21 protein-coding genes and 2 pseudogenes are annotated in these 19059 nt (G+C 68.4%); 17 read left to right on the forward strand and 6 right to left on the reverse strand.

Features of this window, described 5'->3' with window-relative positions; translation table 11 throughout:
• Positions 1-183: 183 nt before the first annotated feature.
• Entirely contained in the window at positions 184-1497 is a 1314-nt protein-coding gene (locus AOK24_RS03955; protein WP_055718655.1) for an Nramp family divalent metal transporter, read from the reverse strand.
• Positions 1498-1695: 198 nt separating this feature from the next.
• Between AOK24_RS03955 and AOK24_RS03960 the strand changes: the two genes are divergently transcribed.
• Positions 1696-3048, forward strand: a complete 1353-nt coding sequence (locus AOK24_RS03960; protein ID WP_055718656.1) for a M14 family metallopeptidase — start codon at positions 1696-1698, stop codon at positions 3046-3048.
• Positions 3049-3052: 4 nt separating this feature from the next.
• Here the strand turns inward: AOK24_RS03960 and AOK24_RS03965 are convergent, their stop codons facing one another.
• Positions 3053-3592 (reverse strand): hypothetical protein, encoded by a 540-nt coding sequence (locus AOK24_RS03965; RefSeq protein WP_055718657.1) that lies wholly within the window; start codon positions 3590-3592, stop codon positions 3053-3055.
• 84 nt (positions 3593-3676) lie between these two features.
• Here AOK24_RS03965 and AOK24_RS03970 point away from each other — a divergent pair, with 84 nt between their 5' ends.
• The gene (locus tag AOK24_RS03970) at positions 3677-4945 is read left to right on the forward strand and encodes a type III PLP-dependent enzyme domain-containing protein (protein ID WP_240553646.1); all 1269 of its coding nucleotides are present in this window, start codon (positions 3677-3679) and stop codon (positions 4943-4945) included.
• A gap of 90 nt (positions 4946-5035) precedes the next feature.
• Here the strand turns inward: AOK24_RS03970 and AOK24_RS03975 are convergent, their stop codons facing one another.
• The gene (locus AOK24_RS03975; RefSeq protein WP_055718659.1) at positions 5036-5923 is read right to left on the reverse strand and encodes a S1 family peptidase; all 888 of its coding nucleotides are present in this window, start codon (positions 5921-5923) and stop codon (positions 5036-5038) included.
• Positions 5924-6078: 155 nt separating this feature from the next.
• Here AOK24_RS03975 and AOK24_RS03980 point away from each other — a divergent pair, with 155 nt between their 5' ends.
• The 4 genes from AOK24_RS03980 (at position 6079) to AOK24_RS03995 (ending at position 9276) form a co-directional block, all read left to right on the forward strand.
• A complete protein-coding gene (locus AOK24_RS03980) occupies positions 6079-7287 on the forward strand; it encodes a pyridoxal phosphate-dependent aminotransferase (RefSeq protein WP_055718660.1) in 1209 nt (402 codons plus the stop codon).
• A gap of 87 nt (positions 7288-7374) precedes the next feature.
• Positions 7375-7779, forward strand: a complete 405-nt coding sequence (locus AOK24_RS03985) for an SCO4983 family protein (protein ID WP_055718661.1) — start codon at positions 7375-7377, stop codon at positions 7777-7779.
• A gap of 244 nt (positions 7780-8023) precedes the next feature.
• On the forward strand, positions 8024-8401 hold the full coding sequence (locus AOK24_RS03990; RefSeq protein ID WP_159051784.1) for a beta/gamma crystallin domain-containing protein: 378 nt from the start codon (positions 8024-8026) through the stop codon (positions 8399-8401).
• A gap of 20 nt (positions 8402-8421) precedes the next feature.
• Positions 8422-9276 (forward strand): hypothetical protein, encoded by an 855-nt coding sequence (locus AOK24_RS03995; protein ID WP_159051785.1) that lies wholly within the window; start codon positions 8422-8424, stop codon positions 9274-9276.
• Here AOK24_RS03995 and AOK24_RS04000 read toward each other — a convergent pair.
• Together AOK24_RS04000 and AOK24_RS04005 are read right to left on the reverse strand one after the other, a co-directional pair.
• A complete protein-coding gene (locus AOK24_RS04000; protein WP_055718664.1) occupies positions 9241-9456 on the reverse strand; it encodes a DUF397 domain-containing protein in 216 nt (71 codons plus the stop codon). The two genes, AOK24_RS03995 and AOK24_RS04000, sit on opposite strands and share 36 nt — an antisense overlap.
• Positions 9449-10243, reverse strand: coding sequence for a helix-turn-helix domain-containing protein (locus AOK24_RS04005; RefSeq protein WP_055718665.1), 795 nt, complete (start codon positions 10241-10243; stop codon positions 9449-9451). The genes AOK24_RS04000 and AOK24_RS04005 overlap by 8 nt, the downstream gene beginning before the upstream one ends.
• A gap of 115 nt (positions 10244-10358) precedes the next feature.
• Between AOK24_RS04005 and AOK24_RS04010 the strand changes: the two genes are divergently transcribed.
• From AOK24_RS04010 to AOK24_RS04020, 3 genes are read left to right on the forward strand one after another with little or no spacing between them, the layout of a single operon-like run.
• Entirely contained in the window at positions 10359-10559 is a 201-nt protein-coding gene (locus AOK24_RS04010; RefSeq protein WP_055718666.1) for a hypothetical protein, read from the forward strand.
• Positions 10556-10756 carry a hypothetical protein gene (locus tag AOK24_RS04015; RefSeq protein WP_055718667.1) on the forward strand — a complete coding sequence of 67 codons (201 nt, stop codon included), beginning with the start codon at positions 10556-10558 and terminating at the stop codon, positions 10754-10756. Before AOK24_RS04010 ends, AOK24_RS04015 begins: the two co-directional genes overlap by 4 nt.
• Positions 10743-10934 carry a hypothetical protein gene (locus AOK24_RS04020; protein WP_055718668.1) on the forward strand — a complete coding sequence of 64 codons (192 nt, stop codon included), beginning with the start codon at positions 10743-10745 and terminating at the stop codon, positions 10932-10934. Before AOK24_RS04015 ends, AOK24_RS04020 begins: the two co-directional genes overlap by 14 nt.
• A 266-nt stretch (positions 10935-11200) precedes the next feature.
• Here AOK24_RS04020 and AOK24_RS04025 read toward each other — a convergent pair whose 3' ends face one another.
• Positions 11201-13015, reverse strand: coding sequence for a phosphoenolpyruvate carboxykinase (GTP) (locus AOK24_RS04025; RefSeq protein WP_055718669.1), 1815 nt, complete (start codon positions 13013-13015; stop codon positions 11201-11203).
• Between the two features lie 418 nt (positions 13016-13433).
• Between AOK24_RS04025 and trhA the strand changes: the two genes are divergently transcribed.
• The 8 genes and pseudogenes from trhA to AOK24_RS04055 form a co-directional block, all read left to right on the forward strand.
• Positions 13434-14126 (forward strand): PAQR family membrane homeostasis protein TrhA, encoded by a 693-nt coding sequence (gene trhA / locus AOK24_RS04030; RefSeq protein ID WP_055718670.1) that lies wholly within the window; start codon positions 13434-13436, stop codon positions 14124-14126.
• Between the two features lie 217 nt (positions 14127-14343).
• A complete protein-coding gene (locus AOK24_RS04035) occupies positions 14344-14856 on the forward strand; it encodes a DUF6879 family protein (RefSeq protein ID WP_055718671.1) in 513 nt (170 codons plus the stop codon).
• Positions 14840-15697 carry a helix-turn-helix domain-containing protein gene (locus AOK24_RS04040; protein ID WP_240553648.1) on the forward strand — a complete coding sequence of 286 codons (858 nt, stop codon included), beginning with the start codon at positions 14840-14842 and terminating at the stop codon, positions 15695-15697. Before AOK24_RS04035 ends, AOK24_RS04040 begins: the two co-directional genes overlap by 17 nt.
• Positions 15698-15767: 70 nt before the next feature.
• A pseudogene (locus tag AOK24_RS50180) lies at positions 15768-15884 on the forward strand (DUF397 domain-containing protein); the annotation flags it as partial.
• A pseudogene (locus AOK24_RS50185) lies at positions 15862-16230 on the forward strand (hypothetical protein); the annotation flags it as partial. The pseudogenes AOK24_RS50180 and AOK24_RS50185, both read left to right, overlap by 23 nt.
• Before the next feature lie 125 nt (positions 16231-16355).
• Positions 16356-17894, forward strand: a complete 1539-nt coding sequence (locus AOK24_RS04045) for an MFS transporter (RefSeq protein ID WP_055718673.1) — start codon at positions 16356-16358, stop codon at positions 17892-17894.
• A 5-nt stretch (positions 17895-17899) separates the two neighbouring features.
• The gene (locus AOK24_RS04050) at positions 17900-18532 is read left to right on the forward strand and encodes a TetR/AcrR family transcriptional regulator (protein WP_079056670.1); all 633 of its coding nucleotides are present in this window, start codon (positions 17900-17902) and stop codon (positions 18530-18532) included.
• Between the two features lie 32 nt (positions 18533-18564).
• Positions 18565-19059: Mut7-C RNAse domain-containing protein (locus AOK24_RS04055; RefSeq protein WP_055718675.1), on the forward strand; the 495-nt coding region annotated here is incomplete at its 3' end.

The raw sequence follows: 19059 nt of genomic DNA on the forward strand, positions 1-19059 counted from the left end.
GGCCCCGGCGAGAAGGGCGGTTCGGGTGTCGTGATGTGGACGGTGGACACGATGCGCACGGACGGCTTCCGTGTCGTGATCAGCGCCTTCAACGCGGCCACCCAGCAGACCCCGGCCACCCGCACCGCCCNNCTGAGGGCGATCGCCCTCAGCCCGAAGTGGCGCCCGTAGGAAGGCTCCTGCTCAGAAGAACTCCGACCACGGCTGGTCCCACACCTGCTTCGCGCACAGCACGACGAACAGCACCCCGGCCACCGCCAGCATCCCGTTGCTGAGCCACCCGTTGCGCCACTCGGCGGGTGTGCGGCGGGAGTTGAGGAGCCAGACCAGGGTCAGCGCGAGGAACGGCAGGAACGCGGCGCCCAGCACCCCGTACAGGATGATCAGCCGGAACGGCTGGCCCTGGAACAGCAGGACGATCGGGGGGAACGTCAGCCAGAGCAGGTACGCGCGGAACGGCCACGACCGCTCGCGGGCGCCGGACGCGATGTCCTCGGCGGTCGAGTCGCCGGCTCCCCTGACCCGGGAGACGAAGTCCGCGAACATCAGACTCACCCCGTGCCACACCCCGATCAGCGAGGTGAACGACGTCGCGAAGAACCCGATGAGGAAGAACTTGGCGGTGGCGGAGCCGTACTCGTCCTCCAGGATGTCGCTCAGCTGGACAAGTCCCTTGTCCCCGCTGGCGATCGCGATGTTGGCGGAGTGCAGCAGCTCGGCCCCGACGAACAGCATCGCGACGACGAAGATGCCGGTCGTGGCGTACGCGACCCGGTTGTCGAGGCGCATGACCTTCATCCACCCCGAGTCGGTCCACCCCTTCGCGTTGACCCAATAGCCGTACGCGGCAAGGGTGATGGTGCCGCCGACGCCGCCGATCAGGCCGAGCGTGTTGAGGACGGAGTCCTTCTCGTCGGGCAGGACGGGGAGCAACCCGGCGAGCGCGTCGGGGATGTTGGGGGTGACGCGGATCGCCAGGTAGACGGTGACGAGGAACATCACGCCGACCAGCACCGTCATGACCTTCTCGAACACCGCGTACTTGTTGAACCAGACGAAGACGAGTCCGGAGAGACCGCAGGCGACGGCCCACCACTTGAGGTCCATGACGTCCGGGAACAGCGCCTGGAGGGGCAGCGCGCTGGACGACATCGCCGCGGCGCCGTACACGAACCCCCAGATCACGGCGTACACGCCGAAGAACCAGAGGGTCCAGCGGCCGAGGCTCGCCCAGCCGTCGAAGAGGGTGCGGCCGGTGGAGAGGTGCCAGCGTCCGGCGGCCTCGGCGAGGGAGATCTTCACCAGGCAGCCGATGACGGCCGCCCACAGGAGGGTGTAGCCGAAGTTGCTGCCCGCGATGAGCGTCGCGACCAGGTCGCCGGCGCCGACACCGGTCGCCGCGACGACGACGCCGGGTCCGATGTGGCGCCAACTGGCCTTGCGTGGAACGGGGGTGGAGGGGGCGTGGGTCGTGGGGTTTCCCGTGGTGTCCGCCATGAACGTCAAGGATGCGCCAAGTCTCGTATACGGCAAGGGGGCGCGCGCGATGCCTCCCCATGAGGCGCCCTTGACCTGCTCATGCCATAGACCCGACCATGAGCGACACGCCGCACAGCCCGTACACAGCAAAGCTCCCCTGCTCCACCCCCACCCCTCCGGACAATCCGGACGGACCTGGAGACACAAGGAGACCTCATGCGCCTTCGCATCCGCGGCTCGAACCCCCGATCGGGCAGACGCACCGCCGCACTCGCCGCCCTCCTCGCGCTGACGCTCGCCGCCCCCGTCTCGGCCTCGGTGACCAGCGCGTCCGCCGACAGCGCCGCCAAGGCCGCACCGGCCTCGGACGACATCCGGCAGTACGAGATCCACGTCCACAACAACACCTCGCCCGTGCGCACGGCGATCATGCGGGCCGGGGTCAGCATCGACGAGGTGGACTCCGAGACGGTCGTCGTGTCGGGCCGCAGCGCGCAGATCAAGCAGCTCCAGGCGGCCGGGTACGAGGTGACCGCGCTCGGCGGGGCTCCCGACCGGCTCGCCGAGGACGAGCTGCGGCTCTTCGACTTCCCCTCGGCGGACTCCCGCTACCACAACTACGCCGAGATGAACGCGGAGATCGACCAGCGGCTCGCGGCCTACCCGGGCATCATGAGCAAGCGCGTGATCGGCAAGTCGTACCAGGGCCGGGACATCTACGCGATCAAGATCAGCGACAACGTCGCCACCGACGAGGCCGAGCCGGAGGTGCTGTTCACGCACCACCAGCACGCGCGCGAGCACCTCACCGTCGAGATGGCGCTGTACCTGATCCGCGAACTCGGCGCCGGGTACGGCAGCGACTCACGGATCACGAACATGGTCAACGGGCGCGAGATCTGGATCGTCCCCGACCTCAACCCGGACGGCGGCGAGTACGACATCGCCACCGGCTCGTACCGCTCGTGGCGCAAGAACCGGCAGCCCAACTCCGGTTCCAGCGCGGTCGGTACGGACCTCAACCGGAACTGGAACTACCGCTGGGGCTGCTGCGGCGGCTCCTCCGGGTCGACGTCCTCCGAGACGTACCGGGGCGCGTCCGCCGAGTCCGCGCCCGAGGTGAAGGTCGTCGCCGACTTCGTGCGCAGCCGGGTCGTCGGCGGGGTCCAGCAGATCAAGTCGGGGATCGACTTCCACACGTACAGCCAGCTCGTGCTGTGGCCGTTCGGCTACACGACCGCCGACACCACGACCGGCATGACCACCGACGACAACGCGGCGTTCAAGGCCGTCGGACAGAAGATGGCCGCGAGCAACGGGTACACGCCGGAGCAGTCCAGCGACCTGTACATCACCGACGGGTCGATCGACGACTACCTCTGGGGCACGCACAAGATCTTCGCGTACACCTTCGAGATGTACCCGTCGTCCGCGTCCGGCGGCGGCTTCTACCCGCCCGACGAGGTGATCGAGCGGGAGACGTCGCGCAACCGGGACGCGGTGCTGCAACTGCTGGAGAACTCCGACTGCATGTACCGGTCGATCGGCAAGCAGGCGCAGTACTGCTAGGCCCCTAGTCCTCTTCCGGTTCTTCCGGCTGGGCGTCGTCCTCGAAGTACGCGTCGAGGACGGCGTCCAGTTCGCGCTCCCAACCCGGGAACACGGAACGGGACTTGGCCTCGATCTCGATCGGGTACCAGCGGCGGTCGGGCGTGTGGACGGTGATCGTGAACCGCTTGCCGAAGCGGGTCGTCTCCGTCTCCACGGCACCGATCTCGTCCCACCGGAACTCGCAGTTCTGGTCGTCGAGGGCGAGGCGGACGCCCTTGTGGTCGGCGACGAAGGAGGCACGGCGGTCGGACGCCTCGAAGACGGGGCCGTCGGCCGGCGCCTCGGGCTCGGGTTCCGCCTCGGCTTCGGATGCCGCCTCGGTCTCGGGGTCCGCCTGGGCTTCGGGTTCCGCCTCCGCGACCGCTTCGCCCTCCTCGGGCACGGCGTCCTCAGGCTCCTTCGCGGGCTCCGCCGGTACGGGCGCGGTGAGCCCGGGGATGAAGGCCGGGTCGAAACCGGCACCCTCCAGGGGCTTGCTGCTCGATCCTATGCGCTGGTCCACAGCGGGCAGTATGGTCGACGATCCTGTGCCGCACACAGCCGACCCTCACTTCGTTATACGACAGAGCTACGACCGGGAGTGTCCTTGCCCCGCCCCTCGGCCCTGGCCGACCTCGCCGCCGAACGCCTCGACCACCGCTTCAAGGGCCTCCCGCCGGACGCCGACGGCCGCAGCGTCGCCGAGCTGACCGCCGAGCGCCGCAACCTCTTCACGGGCGGCTTCCCCACCCCGGTCCTCACGCTCTCCGCCGAGCGCCTGACCCACAACCTCACGCTCCTGGAGTCGTACACGGCCCGCCACGGCCTGGCCTTCGCCCCGCACGGCAAGACGACGATGGCCCCGGCCCTCTTCCACCGCCAACTGGCCCACGGCGCCTGGGGCATCACCCTGGCGATGCCCCACCAGGTGCGCGTGGCCCGCGAGTTCGGCATCTCCCGCATCTTCCTCGCCAACGAACTCGTCGACGCGGCCTCCCTCCGCTGGCTCGCCGCCGAACAGGACGCCGACCCCGGCTTCCGCCACATCTGCTACGTCGACTCCGTACGCGGCGTCGAGCTGATGGACGCGGCGCTCCAAGAGGCGGGTGCGGTACGGCCGTTGGAGGTGGTCGTCGAACTCGCGGCGGGGCCCGAGGGGCGCACGGGGGTGCGTACGGGAGCGTCAGCCATCGCCGACGCGGTCTCCAAGACGCGCACGCTCCAACTCGTGGGCGTGGCGGGGTACGAGGCTCAGGTGCCGGACGCCACAGCCGACGCCGTCCGTTCCTGGACGCGGCAACTCGTCGCGCTGGCCGTCGACTTCGACCGCGAGGGGCGGTTCGCCGGGCTCGACGAGATCGTCGTCAGCGCGGGCGGCAGCGAGTGGTTCGACGCGGTGACCGACGTCCTCGCGGAGATGCCCGAACTGTCGGCGCCCGTACTGAAGTTGCTGCGCTCGGGGGCGTACGTCACGCACGACCACCTGCACTACCGCGACCGCACACCCTTCAACCGGGTCCCCGAAGAGGGCTCCCTGGAACCGGCGTTCAGGCTGTGGGCGCAGGTGGTGTCTCGTCCTACGGAGAGGCAGGCGTTCATCAACGCGGGCAAGCGGGACGTGGCGTACGACCTCGGGCTGCCGGTCGTCGAGGTGATCCGGCGCGGGGGCGACGAGCGTACGGCGGACGGGATTTCGGTGACCGCGCTGTCCGATCAGCACGCCTGGCTGGAAACCGGACCCGGCGTGGATCTGGAGGTCGGTGACTGGGTCGGGCTCGGGCTGTCGCATCCGTGCACGACGTTCGAGAAGTGGCTGCTGATCCCGGTGGTGGAGGCGGACGGCACGGTGGCCGAATACGTACGGACGTTTTTCTGACGCGGCGCGTTGGTGCATGCGGCCGGCCGGGGGGCGGTCCGTCTCAGTCCCGTGGGACGGAACACCCCCGCGTACAGCCGGAGTTACTGGCTACGGCTTCGGCAGGATGCAGCCGCTCGCGTTCAGGTTGAGCTGGTTGCCGGTCGTGAAGCAGGCCGGTATCTGGTAGGTCTCCTGGGCGTAGTTGATGCCCTTGCGGACCGTCACCGTGCCGGACTCGGTGACCTCGCACGGGTTGTTGACGGTGCACTGCGCGCCGTCCTCGTTGCCCGTGTTGTTGACGGCGACGACGTTGCCGGTGGCCTGGTCGACGACCGGGGAGCCGGAGGTGCCGCCGATGGTCTGGCAGGCGGAGGTGTAGCGGACCGAGTCCTTCCAGGTCCAGTCGCCCTCCTTCAGCCGGTAGACGAAGCCGTCGATGTTGCAGCTGTACAGCCGCTTCCAGTACCCGGAGGCCACCGTGATCGCCGTACCGGCGGTCGGGTGCGTGTTCTGGACGGTGAGCGGCGAGATCCCGTAGTTGTTGCGGATCGTCGCGTACGTGCTGGTCAGCTGGTAGATCGAGACGTCCGTGTCGGTCATCGTCGCGTACGCCAGCTTGCTCGCCCTGAGGGTGGCGACCTGGGTGCCGGACGAGTTGAGCAGGCCGAACGTGCGGCTGGACGCCTGGTTGACGATGACCTGGCCGGGGGCCGGGAACCCGGAGGTCAGGCAGTGGCCGTTGGACATGACCAGCGCCGGGTCGGTGTCGAGCGAGTTCGGGAAGCGGATCACCGAACCGGAACAGTTGCTGAGCGCGACGGTCCCGGCGAGGGTGACGGCCTTCAGCGCGGGGGCCGCTTCGGCCTGGGTTGCGGCCGGCGCGGTGGCGATCTTGCCGACGGTCGCGGCCGAGGCGTCCGGCGCGGCGACGGCGGGAGCCGCGCCCACCCCGGCCAGGGCCAGGGCGAAGAACGCGGCGACGAGAGGCTTTCTCATGTGGGGGTCCCCTCCGACTGGCTAGATGTTTGTCATGCACATAATCAACATCCACACCGCTGGGAACAAGCACTTGTTTTCGGCCGGGCATCTTTGACCCCCACGTGGCGCAAAACACGTCCCTACCCCGGTGACCGGGCCGTAAGCTCCCTGGCATGCAGGTGATCCAGTCCACAAAGCTCGCCAATGTCTGTTACGAGATCCGGGGCCCGGTCCTCGAAGAGGCAATGCGGCTGGAGGCGGCAGGTCACCGCATCCTCAAGCTCAACACCGGCAACCCGGCCGCCTTCGGCTTCGAGTGCCCGCCGGAGATCCTGGAGGACATCCTCCGCAACGTCTCCACGGCCCACGGCTACGGCGACGCGAAGGGGCTGCTGGCCGCCCGGCGCGCGGTCGTCATGCACAACCAGACCCTCGGCATCGAGACGGACGTCGAGCACGTCTTCGTCGGCAACGGCGTCTCCGAGCTGATCGTCATGGCGATGCAGGGCCTGCTCGACGACGGCGACGAGGTCCTCGTCCCCGCCCCGGACTACCCCCTGTGGACGGCGGCCGTATCCCTGTCCGGCGGCACGGCCGTCCACTACCGCTGCGACGAGCAGTCCGACTGGATGCCCGACCTCGCCGACATCGAGCGCAAGGTCACCGACCGCACCAAGGCGCTCGTCATCATCAACCCCAACAACCCGACGGGCGCGGTGTACGACGAGGAGATGCTCCGGGGCCTCACGGACATCGCCCGCCGCCACAACCTCCTCGTCTGCTCCGACGAGATCTACGACAAGATCCTGTACGACGGCGCCACGCACACGGCGACCGCAGCCGTCGCCCCCGATCTCCTCACGCTCACGTTCAACGGCATGTCCAAGGCGTACCGCGTCGCCGGGTACCGGGTCGGGTGGATGGCGATCTCCGGGCCCCGCGCGCACGCGGACTCCTACATCGAGGGCCTCACGATCCTCGCGAACATGCGGCTGTGCGCGAACATGCCGGGGCAGCACGGGGTCGTCGCCGCGCTCAGCGGGCGCCAGTCCATCAACGACCTCGTGCTTCCCGGGGGCCGTCTCAAGGAACAGATGGACACCGCGTACGACCTCCTCACGCAGATCCCCGGTGTCACCTGCGTCCGCCCCAAGGGGGCGCTCTACCTCTTCCCCCGCCTCGATCCGCAGGTCTACAAGATCAAGGACGACCGGCGGATGGTTCTCGACCTGCTGCGCCAGGAGAAGATCATGGTCGTCCAGGGCAGCGGCTTCAACTGGCCCGAACCCGACCACTTCCGGGTGGTGACGCTCCCGACGGCCGCCGATCTGAAGGACGCGGTGACCCGGATCGGCCGCTTCCTCGACGGGTACAGGCAGTGACGACTGAGGCTTCTTTTGTAGTGCCGCCAACTTTAGACAGAATCTAAGCTAGGATGGCTTCCTGTCAGAGCACAGGAGGCCACCCTCATGTACGAGCCGATCCGCACGAAGTCGGTGCACAGCACGCCCGTGCACGCCTCCGACGTCCCCCACCGCACGCGCGAAGAAGAACTGGACATCCAGCTCGCGGGCCACCTCTCGGCACTCCTCGCCGTGACCGACGAACTGAGGGCCCACGCCCCGACGCCGGACCTGGAGAAGGCCGCGAACAGCCTGGCCCACCAGGTCACCCGCCTGCGCGGCGGCCGGGTACCGCTGCGGTCGCATACGGACTCGGCAAGCCACTCCCCCACGGCCCTGCACCGCCGGGCCCACGCACTCGCCGGCCGCGCGCTGGTCGTCGCCGCGTCCCGCGCGGACACCACATCGGCGATCCTCGCCGCCCAGCGCATGGACGCCCACACGGACGCCCTCCGGGGCGCCGTCCACTAGTTCCCCCCACGGGGTCCACCCCCCGATCGGCCCCGGTCCGCGCGCACCCGCAGCGACGCGCGGGCCGGGTGCCACTTTTTTGTGCGCCGGGTCCCGCACGACGGTTCGCGTCCGGTTTCCCTGTACTTAGCCGCAGGACGGCCGAGGGCGCCGAAAGGGCTGCCCGCACCTGGCAGCATCGTGCCCCGCGGCAACCGCCCCTTACGCCTGGGCGTTTGCCAGGGATTTCGTCCCGGATTTCTCCGTGATTCACCAGACGAATCGAGTGGGCATGAAACTTTCTCGCCGTACCCGCCTTTCCGGCCTCGTCGCCGCCGCGGCAGCTCTGACGGCCCTCGTCGGAACCGCCGCTCCCGCACAGGCGATCAACAGGGTGGAATGCAACGGCCGGACCGACTTCTTCCGGGTCTTCAACGACGGAGTGGTCTGCTTTGCGAACGCCGGCTACATAGACGTCGCCATCTACAACGTGAACCAGATCAGCGCAGGCAACAACAGCGGGGACGTCACCGTGTGGCGGACGATCGGCGGTCCTGTCCAAAACTTCGTTTTCTCCAGGAACGAGAGCATCCTCTCGGGTGACCCCCATTTCCACAAGGTCAGCAGCATCTGGATCCGTTAGGCCGTCGGGGTAACTCCAACATGGCTTCCACCCGAGACGTGGCCTGCGCCGTGACGATGGCCGTCGGCCTGCTGGTCACCGGCTGCTCCACGAACTCCGAGGTCAGGGCGGCGGATGTGACGCTGAGTCCGCCGCCCACCGGGTACGACGGATTGATGCGGCTTCCGCTGTCCGCGTACGGCACGTCCAAGAAAGACGACGACCTGCTGTTCAACGCACAAAAGGCGCTGGTCGTCCGCTGCATGAAGAGCGAAGGGCATAAAAACTACGCAGGCGAGAACATCAACCGGATCACCGCGAAGACAGCAGAAGAAAAAGAGGCGGCCAATCCCGTAGGAGCCTGGGGCTATATCGGCCGTGCGACGGCCAAGCGTCGAGGATTCCACACCGGTCTCGTACTCCCAACCGGCGGCACGGGGGTAATCGGCCAGGCAGCGAAAGACTACGAAGCCTGCGCGACCAAGGCGAAAACACAACTGCCGGACCTGACGAAAACCGACGGCTGGAAACTGACCCAGACCCTGTACGGCCAGTCACTCCAGCTGGCATTCGCCGACCGGCGCGTGATCGGCGCACGCGAACGCTGGAGCACCTGCATCACCGCAGCGGGCCACCCGGCCCAGGACCCCGAGAAACTCGCCGCCGGCCCCTGGAACACAGCGAAGCCGACCGCGAAGGAGATCGCCGCAGCCATCGCCGCCGAGTCCTGCACCAGGTCTTCAGACCTGGCCGCCGTCTACTTCAGCGTCCTCACCGGGTACCAACAGCAGCTCATATCCGCCAACACCGAGGCCCTCACGCGGTACCAGCGACAGGTCCGGGAGCAGACGGACCAGGCATCAGAGCTGGCTGCTCTTGACGGCTTCCAGGAATGAGGTCCAGTCGGCGGTCGGGACGAGCAGGGCCGGACCCGTGGGGTTCTTGCTGTCGCGGACCGGCACGCCAGCCGCGTAGCCGTCCAGAATCTCGACGCACTCGTCGCCGGTCGGCCCGCTGTACGAGGACTTGCGCCAACCGCTCAGGGTGGACGCGTCTGCTATGCGCTGCTCAGTCATGTTGCCTGTATTCCTTCGCTACTGCCCTCAACAAGGCCGCAGACTCCCGGAGGGGTTGGGCCTCACTCAAGGCAAGATCGTAGGCGCCCTGGATCTCCTCGACCATAGCCGGAGAGTCGTGCACCGTCCCCGTACACATGCCCTGGGTGTACGCAACGGGTGGCTGATCCGCGAACCACATCAGCATTGTCAGCCCGTCCAGCAATGTGTGCGGAGTCGCGCTGAACGGCAGCACGTTGACCCTGATCCGCCCGGACTCGGCAAGCGCGACGATGTGGGCCAGTTGGTCGGCCATGACCCTGGGCCCTCCGACGGGACGCCTGATGACCGCCTCGTCCAGCAGCGCCCACAGTTCCGGGGTCATCGGGTCCTCCAGCAACTTGGCCCGCTCAAGCCGTGTCACGACTGCCTTGTGACGCTCCGCCTCGCTCGTTCGGGGGTACCCAGAGTCAATGACCGCCCTGGCGTACTCCTCGGTTTGCAGAAGTCCGGGGACGTACGACAGCCCGAATACACGAAGGTGCGTCGCCTGTTGCTCCAACTCCCGCGCGCGCTCGAACCAGTCGGGGACGTCCCCCTTCCGCCCCGGCCGGAAAGTCGCCAGCACATTCCCCGTACCCAGCGCCAGGTCAAGCCTCTTGGCGTCCTCTTCGCTGGGGTAGCGCGTCCCGTTCTCGATCGCCGCGATGTGCGAACGGGACATGATCGCCGCGTCCGCCAGTTGCTGCTGCGTCCACCCCTTGGCGGTCCGCGCTTCCTTCAACCACTCGCCGTAAGTCGTGGCCACAGCCTAACTCCCGCTTGTCCCGGTGCTGTTGTAACGAGGATGCCAGTAGCGGGGCCTAGGGGATGGGTCGTTCCCTGAAGAGGAGAAAACCTCGACCCTCAGGAGATCAGCGGCGATGAACAACAGTACGCCGTACCCCCAGGAATTCATCAAGCCCGAAATCATCGACGACTGCGACGACTGCCGCGTGTTCGTCGACAAGTGGTTCCGGCACATGATCCGCAAGAACAAGGACTACAACCCCTCCGCCGCCAGCGACGCCGCCGTCCTCTGGAAGATGCACGTCACCAACACCCACCCCGGGACGCCGAAGTGAGGCCCCCGAACCCCCTGGGCGAACCCCGCCTCGTCCAACTCCTCGACGGCACCGAAGACCCCGACTGGCGCACCGAGTACGGCGGCACCCTCAACCCCACGACCGGCAAGGTCGAACTCCCCACCCCGACCTACACCCCCTGCCCCTACGAGAACTGCCCCGAGTGCAAGCGGGAGGCGGCCCATGGTCACCGCTGAGCACATCGGCAAGACCGTCACCGACGGCCAACGCACCGGCATCCTCATGGACTTGCTCAAGTGGGAGAACCCCGACCAGCCGCCCGCCTACCGCCGTTCACAGCTCATGGCATACGTCCGCCCCGAGGGCGGCGGCATCGAATGGGACGCCCCGCCGTCCGAACTGAGGCTCGCATGAGGGCCCTGTGCACGATCGTGGTCGTCCTCGCGGCACTCATGTGGGCCGTCACCGTCGCATGGATCGTCGCCGGAGTGACGACCTGAACCGGCACCCCCGGACAAGGCGAAGGCCCACCACCCGCATCCGTCGGGGCGGACGGGAGGGGCGGTGGGCCCGGCCCCGTACGCCGTTGTACAGGGCCTCGCCGGTATGTACCGCGGCCGGTTCGTGACGACGCGTCTGGTCAGGGACTGATCGGTGAACCGGCCGCGGGGCAAAGGGGGTTAGGCGAGGCGGTTCACCAACGCCTCGTACTCGTCCCAGAGTTCCTTCGGCGTGTGGTCGCCGAACGTCTTCAGGTGGGCCGGGACCAGGGACGCCTCCTCGCGCCAGATCTCCTTGTCGACCGTGAGGAGGAACTCCAGGTCGGAATCCGCGAGTTCGAGCCCCTTCGTGTCGAGGGACGCCTTCGTCGGGAGGATGCCGATCGGGGTCTCCACGCCCTCCGCCTTGCCGTCGAGGCGCTCCACGATCCACTTCAGGACGCGGGAGTTCTCCCCGAAGCCGGGCCACACGAAGCGCCCGGAGTCGTCCTTGCGGAACCAGTTGACGTAGTAGATCTTGGGGAGCTTGGCGGCGTCCTTGTCCTTGGCCACGTCGATCCAGTGGGCCATGTAGTCGCCCATGTTGTAGCCGCAGAACGGCAGCATCGCGAAGGGGTCGCGGCGCAGCTCGCCGACCTTGCCCTCGGCGGCGGCGGTCTTCTCGGAGGCGACGTTCGCACCGAGGAAGACACCGTGGTTCCAGTCGAAGGACTCGGTGACGAGCGGTACGGCGGACGCGCGCCGCCCGCCGAAGAGGATCGCGGAGATCGGGACGCCGCGCGGGTCCTCCCACTCGGGCGCGATGATCGGGCACTGCGAGGCGGGGACGGTGAAGCGGGCGTTGGGGTGGGCGGCGGGGGCGTCGGTGTCCGGCGTCCAGTCGTTGCCCTTCCAGTCGGTGAGGTGCGCCGGCGTCTCCTCGGTCATGCCCTCCCACCAGATGTCGCCGTCGTCGGTGAGGGCGACGTTCGTGAAGACCGAGTTGCCCCACAGCGTCTTCATCGCGTTCGCGTTGGTGTGCTCACCCGTGCCGGGCGCGACGCCGAAGAAGCCGGCCTCGGGGTTGATGGCGTACAGCCGCCCGTCCTCCCCGAACCGCATCCAGGCGATGTCGTCGCCGATGGTCTCGACGGTCCACCCGGAGACGGTGGGCTCCAGCATCGCCAGGTTCGTCTTCCCGCAGGCGGACGGGAACGCGGCGGCGACGTACTTCGCCTCGCCCTGCGGCGGCGTCAGCTTGAGGATGAGCATGTGCTCCGCGAGCCAGCCCTCGTCGCGGGCCATGACGGAGGCGATGCGCAGGGCGTAGCACTTCTTGCCGAGCAGCGCGTTGCCGCCGTAGCCGGAGCCGTACGACCAGATCTCGCGGGTCTCGGGGAAGTGGGAGATGTACTTGGTGGAGTTGCAGGGCCAGGGGACGTCGGCCTGGCCGGGCTCCAGCGGCGCCCCGAGGGTGTGTACGGCTTTGACGAAACGGCCGTCCGTCCCCAACTCGTCCAGAACCGCCTGCCCCATGCGCGTCATCGTCCGCATCGATACGGCGACGTACGCGGAGTCCGTGATCTCGACGCCGATGGCGGAGAGCCTGGAGCCCAGCGGGCCCATGCAGAACGGGACGACGTACATGGTCCGGCCGCGCATGGAACCCCGGAACACGCCCTGCTCGCCGGTGAAGATGGCCCGCATCTCGGCGGGGGCCTTCCAGTGGTTGGTGGGACCGGCGTCCTCCTCCTTCTCGGAGCAGATGAACGTCCGGTCCTCGACCCGCGCGACATCGGTCGGGTCGGAGGCGGCGTAGTAGGAGTTCGGCCGCTTGATCGGGTCGAGCCGCTTGAACGTGCCCTTGTCGACCAACTCCGCACAAAGTCGGTCGTACTCGGCTTCGGATCCGTCACACCAGACGACGTTGTCCGGCTGGGTCAGTTCGGCGATCTCGTTCACCCAGGAGACGAGTTCCTGGTGAGTGGTGGGGGGAGCCGCGATGTCGCGCGCCACGATTGCTCCTACTTGACGAGGGTTTCTGTTTTGTGCCCCGTGGGGGCCACGACCCGGACGCTTCACTGAAGGGCGCTCATCCGGTGCCGACCGCACTCATTTGATCATCCGCCGGGTCAGCGCATCTGTCCAGAGGGCGTCACATATGAGCGGAGTGAGGCTCGCCACGTGTTCACGTGACCACAGAGGGGAACGGAGGGCGACGCGGGCGGGGCGAACGGCGGAACATCGCGGGGCGCCAGGGTCCACCGGCGGGCGCCAGGGTCCACCGGCGGGCGCCCGGGTCGGCCGGCGAGGCTCCCCGGGTCGCTCGGCGGGCTTCCGTCGATCACAACCCCCGTGAGACGATGGCCACTAGGCGCTGATCGTCTCGTCGTACTGACGCGTAACTTACGGTTACGTAGGTACGATTTCGCGTATGACTGCGCCCTCCCTGCCACACCAGCTCAAGCAGCAGGCCCAGCACCTCGCCGAGCCGATCAAGCCCAAGCTGCGCGGCTGGCTGCATCTGGGCATGTTCCCCACCGTCCTGATCGCGGGCCTCTTCCTGACCGCCCTCGCGGACTCGCCGAAGGCCCGGATCGCCTGCGCGATCTACGTCCTGACCGCCTGCCTGCTCTTCGGCGTGAGCGCGGTGTACCACCGGGGCAACTGGAGCCCCCGCATGGACGGCATCCTGCGCCGCCTCGACCACGCCAACATCTTCCTGATCATCGCGGGGACGTACACCCCGCTGACGATGCTGCTGCTGCCCGCGTCGAAGGGGCAGTGGCTCCTATGGGGCATCTGGGGCGCGGCGGCGGCCGGCATCCTCTTCCGCGTCTTCTGGGTCGGCGCCCCCCGCTGGCTCTACACCCCCTGCTACATCGCGATGGGCTGGGCAGCCGTCTTCTTCCTCCCCGACTTCATGCGCACGGGCGGCATCGCGGTCCTCGTCCTCGTCATCGTCGGCGGCGTCCTCTACAGCGCGGGCGGCGTCATCTACGGCATCAAGAAGCCGAACCCCTCACCCCGCTGGTTCGGCTTCCACGAGGTGTTCCACTCCCTGACGCTGGCGGCGTTCGTGGTGCATTACGTGGGGATCTCGCTGGTGGCGTACCAGCACGGGTAGCCCCCACACGACTCCCAAGGCCACGGCTCGACGCCGTGGCCTTTTTCGTGCCCTCTCCTGGTGTCGGTCCACGTCGTTTCTATGCGACTACGTGACTGGACGGCGGGCCGTCCTTGTGACGGGGGTAAGACGGTCCGTAGCTTGCTCACCACATAGGCCGGAGGGGGCTCAGTGGACCTGAAGGAGGCCGCTCGTGTCCGAGGGTGGCTCTAGCCCTGTGCTGCTGGACGGCGAGGAGTGGCAGGCGTACTTCCGTGACTTCGAGCGTTCCGCGTTCCGGCTCGAAGTGCACCAGACGTACACCATGCCCGCGGAGGCGGAGACGGTCCGTGCCTTCCAGGCCGGGGAGCCGAGGCCGGAGGGCTTCAACGCGCCGTGGCACGAGACCGTCCGGGAGCACGCGGCGGCGGGGCGGACCATGACCCGCGCCAAGATCGTGCGTCGGCCGCTCACGCCCTACAGCCGTTATCTCTTCGAATGGTGCATCCCCGGAAATGTCGAGGCCGGGGAGGACTACCGCATCATCGATCTGACCGATCGGCCGAATCCCGGACTGCCCGTACAGGATTTCTGGCTCTTCGACGAAAAGACCGTTGTTCATCTCGACTACCGCGCCGATGGAACTCAGATCCGCCGGGAGCTGATCCAGGAACCGGACATCGGCAGGTATCTCGCCTGGCGGGATCTCGCACTAGAAAGCTCCGTTCCGTTCAGTGTCTATCGAACCTGAAACGCAAGGACGGGACCGAAAGGATCTGGCGGAGGCCCTTCGGGGTCTCCGTCGTGCTTCCGGTCTCAGCGGCGAACGCCTGGCGCTTCGCTGCAACATGAGCCAGACGAAGATCAGCCGCATCGAGACCGGGCGGGCGCTGCCGACCGTCATCGACGTCGACCGCATCCTCAAAGCGCTGGCCGTGCCCGACGAGGTTGCCGACGAGCTGCTCGGCCTGGCCCGCAGGGCCAACGTCGACTATGCGTCCTGGCGTGCCCATGCGCGTGTCGGCCTCTACCGCAAGCAGGCCGAGCTGAAGGCGCTCGAGTCTTCGTCGCGGGTGATGCGGCACTTCCTGCCTGCCGTCCCCACCGGTCTCCTGCACGTCCGCGAGTACGCCGTCGAGACGCTCTCGCCGACGGTGGCAGGCGACCCGGCCAGGGATGTCGCGCGAGCTGTCCGGGCCCGCATGGACCGTCAGGCCGTCCTGGACGATACGTCGCGCTCGTTCCGGTTCCTGATGACCGAGCAGGCCGTCAGGTGGCAGCGGGCCGGCGCCGAGGTCATGGCGGCGCAGTGCGCTCATATGGCCCAGGTCAATACGAAGCCCAATGTCGAGATCGGGATCATCAGGCAGGGGATACGGATTCCCGGCACCCCCATGAACATTTTCGTCGTCTATGACGACCGCCTTGTGACCGTCGAGCTTTTCTCCGGGGAGGTAGTGCTGCGCGATCCCAGGGACATAGCCCAGCACCTCGATCTCTTCGATCTCTTCTGGTCGCACGCCCTTGCTGGAGATGACGCTTCCGCCTATCTGGAAGAAGTCGCGGACGGGTTCATGCGTCAACGTGACTAGCGCACGCCTTTCTCTCCGCCCTTCCATGAACGTGAAGGCGTGAAACACCCACCCGGACGGTGAGACGTGCGTGATCCTCGCCCGGATCGGCGAGGGCGCCTGGGCTCTGAGTGACAGCAAGCGGCCGAGTGCCGAGCCGCTGCGGTTCACCACGGAAGAGCTGAACGCGGCCGGAATCGATCCAGCGGTACCGCGAAGTCGCGGCGGACTTCCCGGCCGTCGATCTGCCATCGCTGGAAACGGCGTACTGGCTGATCAAACCGCGCTCCATGGTCCGTGGCACGTGGGACGAGCCGAAGGAGGCGGCGGCCTGGCTCGGGGAACGGCTGGCGGAGTACGCGCCCCGGTTCGACTCGGAGCGGGACCGCGACACGACCCGACTGGCCATGCTGGTCAACTCGGTTGCCGAGCGGCTGGCCTCGGGGGCAGATGTGTCGCTCGGCTTCTACCTGGAACGCCCCTCGTACCTGTCCTTGGCCGTGGTGACGTGTTCCCCGAACCGCTCGAACCCCGAACTGGCCTGCCCGGTAGCCGAAGGATACGGAGTTCCGCGAGCGGCACCGCCGGCCCGGCCCTCCCGTCCGCCCCGACGGGATGCGGGTGGTGGGCCTTCGCCATTCATTGACAGCAACCACCTTTTGAGAGTTACTCTCATTTCATGGACACTGTCACTCCAGACCCCCGTCGCTGGTGGGCCCTCGCTGCGCTCGTTGCGAGCATGCTCACGCTCGGCTTCGACATGACGATCCTGAATGTGGCGCTGCCGACGATGGCCGGGGATCTCGGCGCGTCGACGGGGCAGCAGCAGTGGATGGCGGACGCGTATGTCGTGGTGTTCGCGGCGCTGATGCTGCCCGCGGGGCTTCTCGGTGATCGGTTCGGGCGGCGGCGGATGCTGGTCGTGGGGCTGGGGGTGTTCCTCGCGGGGTCGCTGGTCGGCGCGCTGGCGAGCGATGTGAACTGGGTCATCGCGGCCCGCGCGTTCATGGGCATCGGCGGTGCGCTGGTCACGCCGCTCGCGCTGTCCGTGCTGCCGTCCCTGTTCGGCGCGGACGAGCGGACGAAGGCGGTCGGTGTCATCTCGGCGGCGAGTTCGCTGGGCCTGCCGCTGGGCCCGATCATCGGCGGCTGGCTGCTGAACCACTTCTGGTGGGGCTCGGTCTTCCTGGTGAACGTGCCGATGGCCGCGATCGGGATCGCCGCGTGCGTGTTCCTGTTGCCGGAGACCCGCGACCCGTCCTCGCCCAGGGTCGACACGGTGTCGACCGCGCTGACCGCGTCCGGCCTCGGCGCGCTCATCTTCGCGATCATCGAGGCGCCGGTGCGCGGGTGGGGCGATCCGCTGATCGTCGCGATGGTCGCGCTGTCCGCCGTACTCCTCACGGGCCTCGTCCTGCGCGAACGCGGTATGGCGCGGCCCATGCTGGACATGTCCCTGCTCTCCCAGCGCGGCTTCCTCTTCAACACGCTCGCCGCGACGCTGGTGATGTTCGTGCTGTCGGGGCTGCTGTTCGTCCTGCCGCAGTACCTCCAGGCGGTGCTGGGCAACGACGCGCTCGGCACGGGCGTACGGCTGCTGCCGATGATGGGCGGCCTGATCGTCGCCGCGCGCGCCGCGCAGCCGGTCGTGGAGCGGTTCGGCGCGCGGGCGGTGGTGAGCGCGGGGCTGGCGGTGCTGGCGTTCGCCGCGATCCTGGGGAGCCGTACGACGGTGGACTCCGGGTACGGGTTCACCGCGCTGTGGCTGTCCATCACCGGCCTCGGGTTCGGCTTCTCCGTCGTCCCGGCGATGGACGGGGCGCTCGGGGCGCTGCCCCGGGACCGCGCGGGCAGCGGGTCGGGGCTGCTGATGACGCTGCGCCAGGTCGGGGCGGCCGTGGGGATCGCGCTGCTCGGCAGCCTCATCGCGAGCGACTTCCGGGACCGGCTCGATGTGACGGGACTGCCGTCCGGCCTCGCGCACACGGCCGGGGAGTCGGTCGTGGCGGCGCATGTGGTGGCGGAGCGGACGGGGTCGGCCGCGTTGTCCGCTTCCGCGAACGGCGCGTACGTCCACGGCATGAACCTCGCGCTGCTGGTGTGCGGCGTCTGCGCGCTGGTCGCCGCGCTGCTGGCGGCGGCGTTCCTGCCGGGCGGCAAGGCCGCGGAACCCTCCGCTCCGGACATGGTCCCCGACCAGGCCGATGCACGACAATGACGTCCATGGCACCCGCACGTCACCTCTCCCCCCTCGACCCCGGTTCCCCCCTGGGCCTGCGTGAACGGAAGAAGATCAAGACCCGGCAGGCGATCCGCACCGCGACGTACGCCCTCGTCGAGGAGCAGGGGTACGACGCGACCACGATCGAGCAGATCGCCGACCGCGCCGAGGTGTCGCCGTCCACGGTCTTCCGGTACTTCCCGACGAAGGAGGACATCGTCCTCACGGACGAGTTCGACCCGCTGCTCCTCCAGGAGCTGGCGAAACGTCCCGCCGACGAGCCGTGGATGGTGTCCCTGCGGCACATCATGCGGCTCGCGGTCAGGGCGGGGCTGGCGGAGGAGGAGGCCGCGCACACCCGCCTCCGCTCCCACCTCCTCGCCCACGTCCCCGCCGTGCGCTCCCGGATGCTGGAGAGCATGTCGGTGACGGGGCGGCTCCTCGCGGAGGCGGTGGCTTCCCGGACAGGCCGGGAGAAGGACGGCCTGGAGGCGCGCGTCTACACGATGTCGCTGATCGGGGGCCTGTCGGAGGTCACGCTGTACTGGGCGGAGAACGACTTCCGGGACGACCTGATGGACCTGCTCGACCGCGCGCTCGACGTGCTGGAACACGGCCTGCCGCAAACCCCTTGAGCCGACCGGCGAGCGGCCCCCATGCTGGCCGGGTGACGACCGCACCGCAGATCCACTTCCGGGTCGCCCCCGAGCTCTCCCTGTTCGTACGCCGTGCCGCCACGGCCCTGAGGATCGACGGCGTCTCGACGCTGGGCCACGTCGTGGAGTCCGCCGGAGTGCCGCTCACGGAGGTGGGCGCGCTGCTGGTGGACGGCCGCGAGGTGCCGGCCTCGTACGTCCCCTCCCCCGGCGAGTCGGTGGAGGTGCGGGCGCATGTCCTGCCCCAGCGGGTCCCGGGCGCGCCCCTGCGTTTCCTGCTCGACGTCCATCTCGGCACCCTGGCGCGGCGCCTGCGCCTGCTGGGCGTGGACACGGCGTACGAGTCGACGGACATCGGCGATCCGGCGCTCGCGGCGAGGTCGGCGGCCGAGAAGCGCGTCCTCCTGAGCCGGGACCGGGGCCTCCTGCGCCGCCGCGAGCTCTGGGCGGGCGCGTACGTGTACGACACGTCCCCCGACACCCAGCTCCGCGAGACCCTCACCCGC

It is taken from the genome of Streptomyces niveiscabiei, assembly GCF_001419795.1.
Classification (GTDB): Bacteria; Actinomycetota; Actinomycetes; order Streptomycetales; family Streptomycetaceae; genus Streptomyces; species Streptomyces niveiscabiei.

Bases quoted from the DNA above. Each gene is read 5' to 3' on its own strand.
- AOK24_RS03955 (WP_055718655.1), bottom strand. From the start codon at position 1,497: ATGGCGGACACCACGGGAAACCCCACGACCCACGCCCCCTCCACCCCC.
- AOK24_RS03960 (WP_055718656.1), top strand. From the start codon at position 1,696: ATGCGCCTTCGCATCCGCGGCTCGAACCCCCGATCGGGCAGACGCACC.
- AOK24_RS03975 (WP_055718659.1), bottom strand. From the start codon at position 5,923: ATGAGAAAGCCTCTCGTCGCCGCGTTCTTCGCCCTGGCCCTGGCCGGG.
- AOK24_RS03980 (WP_055718660.1), top strand. From the start codon at position 6,079: ATGCAGGTGATCCAGTCCACAAAGCTCGCCAATGTCTGTTACGAGATC.
- AOK24_RS03985 (WP_055718661.1), top strand. From the start codon at position 7,375: ATGTACGAGCCGATCCGCACGAAGTCGGTGCACAGCACGCCCGTGCAC.
- AOK24_RS03995 (WP_159051785.1), top strand. From the start codon at position 8,422: ATGGCTTCCACCCGAGACGTGGCCTGCGCCGTGACGATGGCCGTCGGC.
- AOK24_RS04000 (WP_055718664.1), bottom strand. From the start codon at position 9,456: ATGACTGAGCAGCGCATAGCAGACGCGTCCACCCTGAGCGGTTGGCGC.
- AOK24_RS04010 (WP_055718666.1), top strand. From the start codon at position 10,359: ATGAACAACAGTACGCCGTACCCCCAGGAATTCATCAAGCCCGAAATC.
- AOK24_RS04020 (WP_055718668.1), top strand. From the start codon at position 10,743: ATGGTCACCGCTGAGCACATCGGCAAGACCGTCACCGACGGCCAACGC.
- trhA (WP_055718670.1), top strand. From the start codon at position 13,434: ATGACTGCGCCCTCCCTGCCACACCAGCTCAAGCAGCAGGCCCAGCAC.
- AOK24_RS04045 (WP_055718673.1), top strand. From the start codon at position 16,356: ATGGACACTGTCACTCCAGACCCCCGTCGCTGGTGGGCCCTCGCTGCG.
- AOK24_RS04050 (WP_079056670.1), top strand. From the start codon at position 17,900: ATGGCACCCGCACGTCACCTCTCCCCCCTCGACCCCGGTTCCCCCCTG.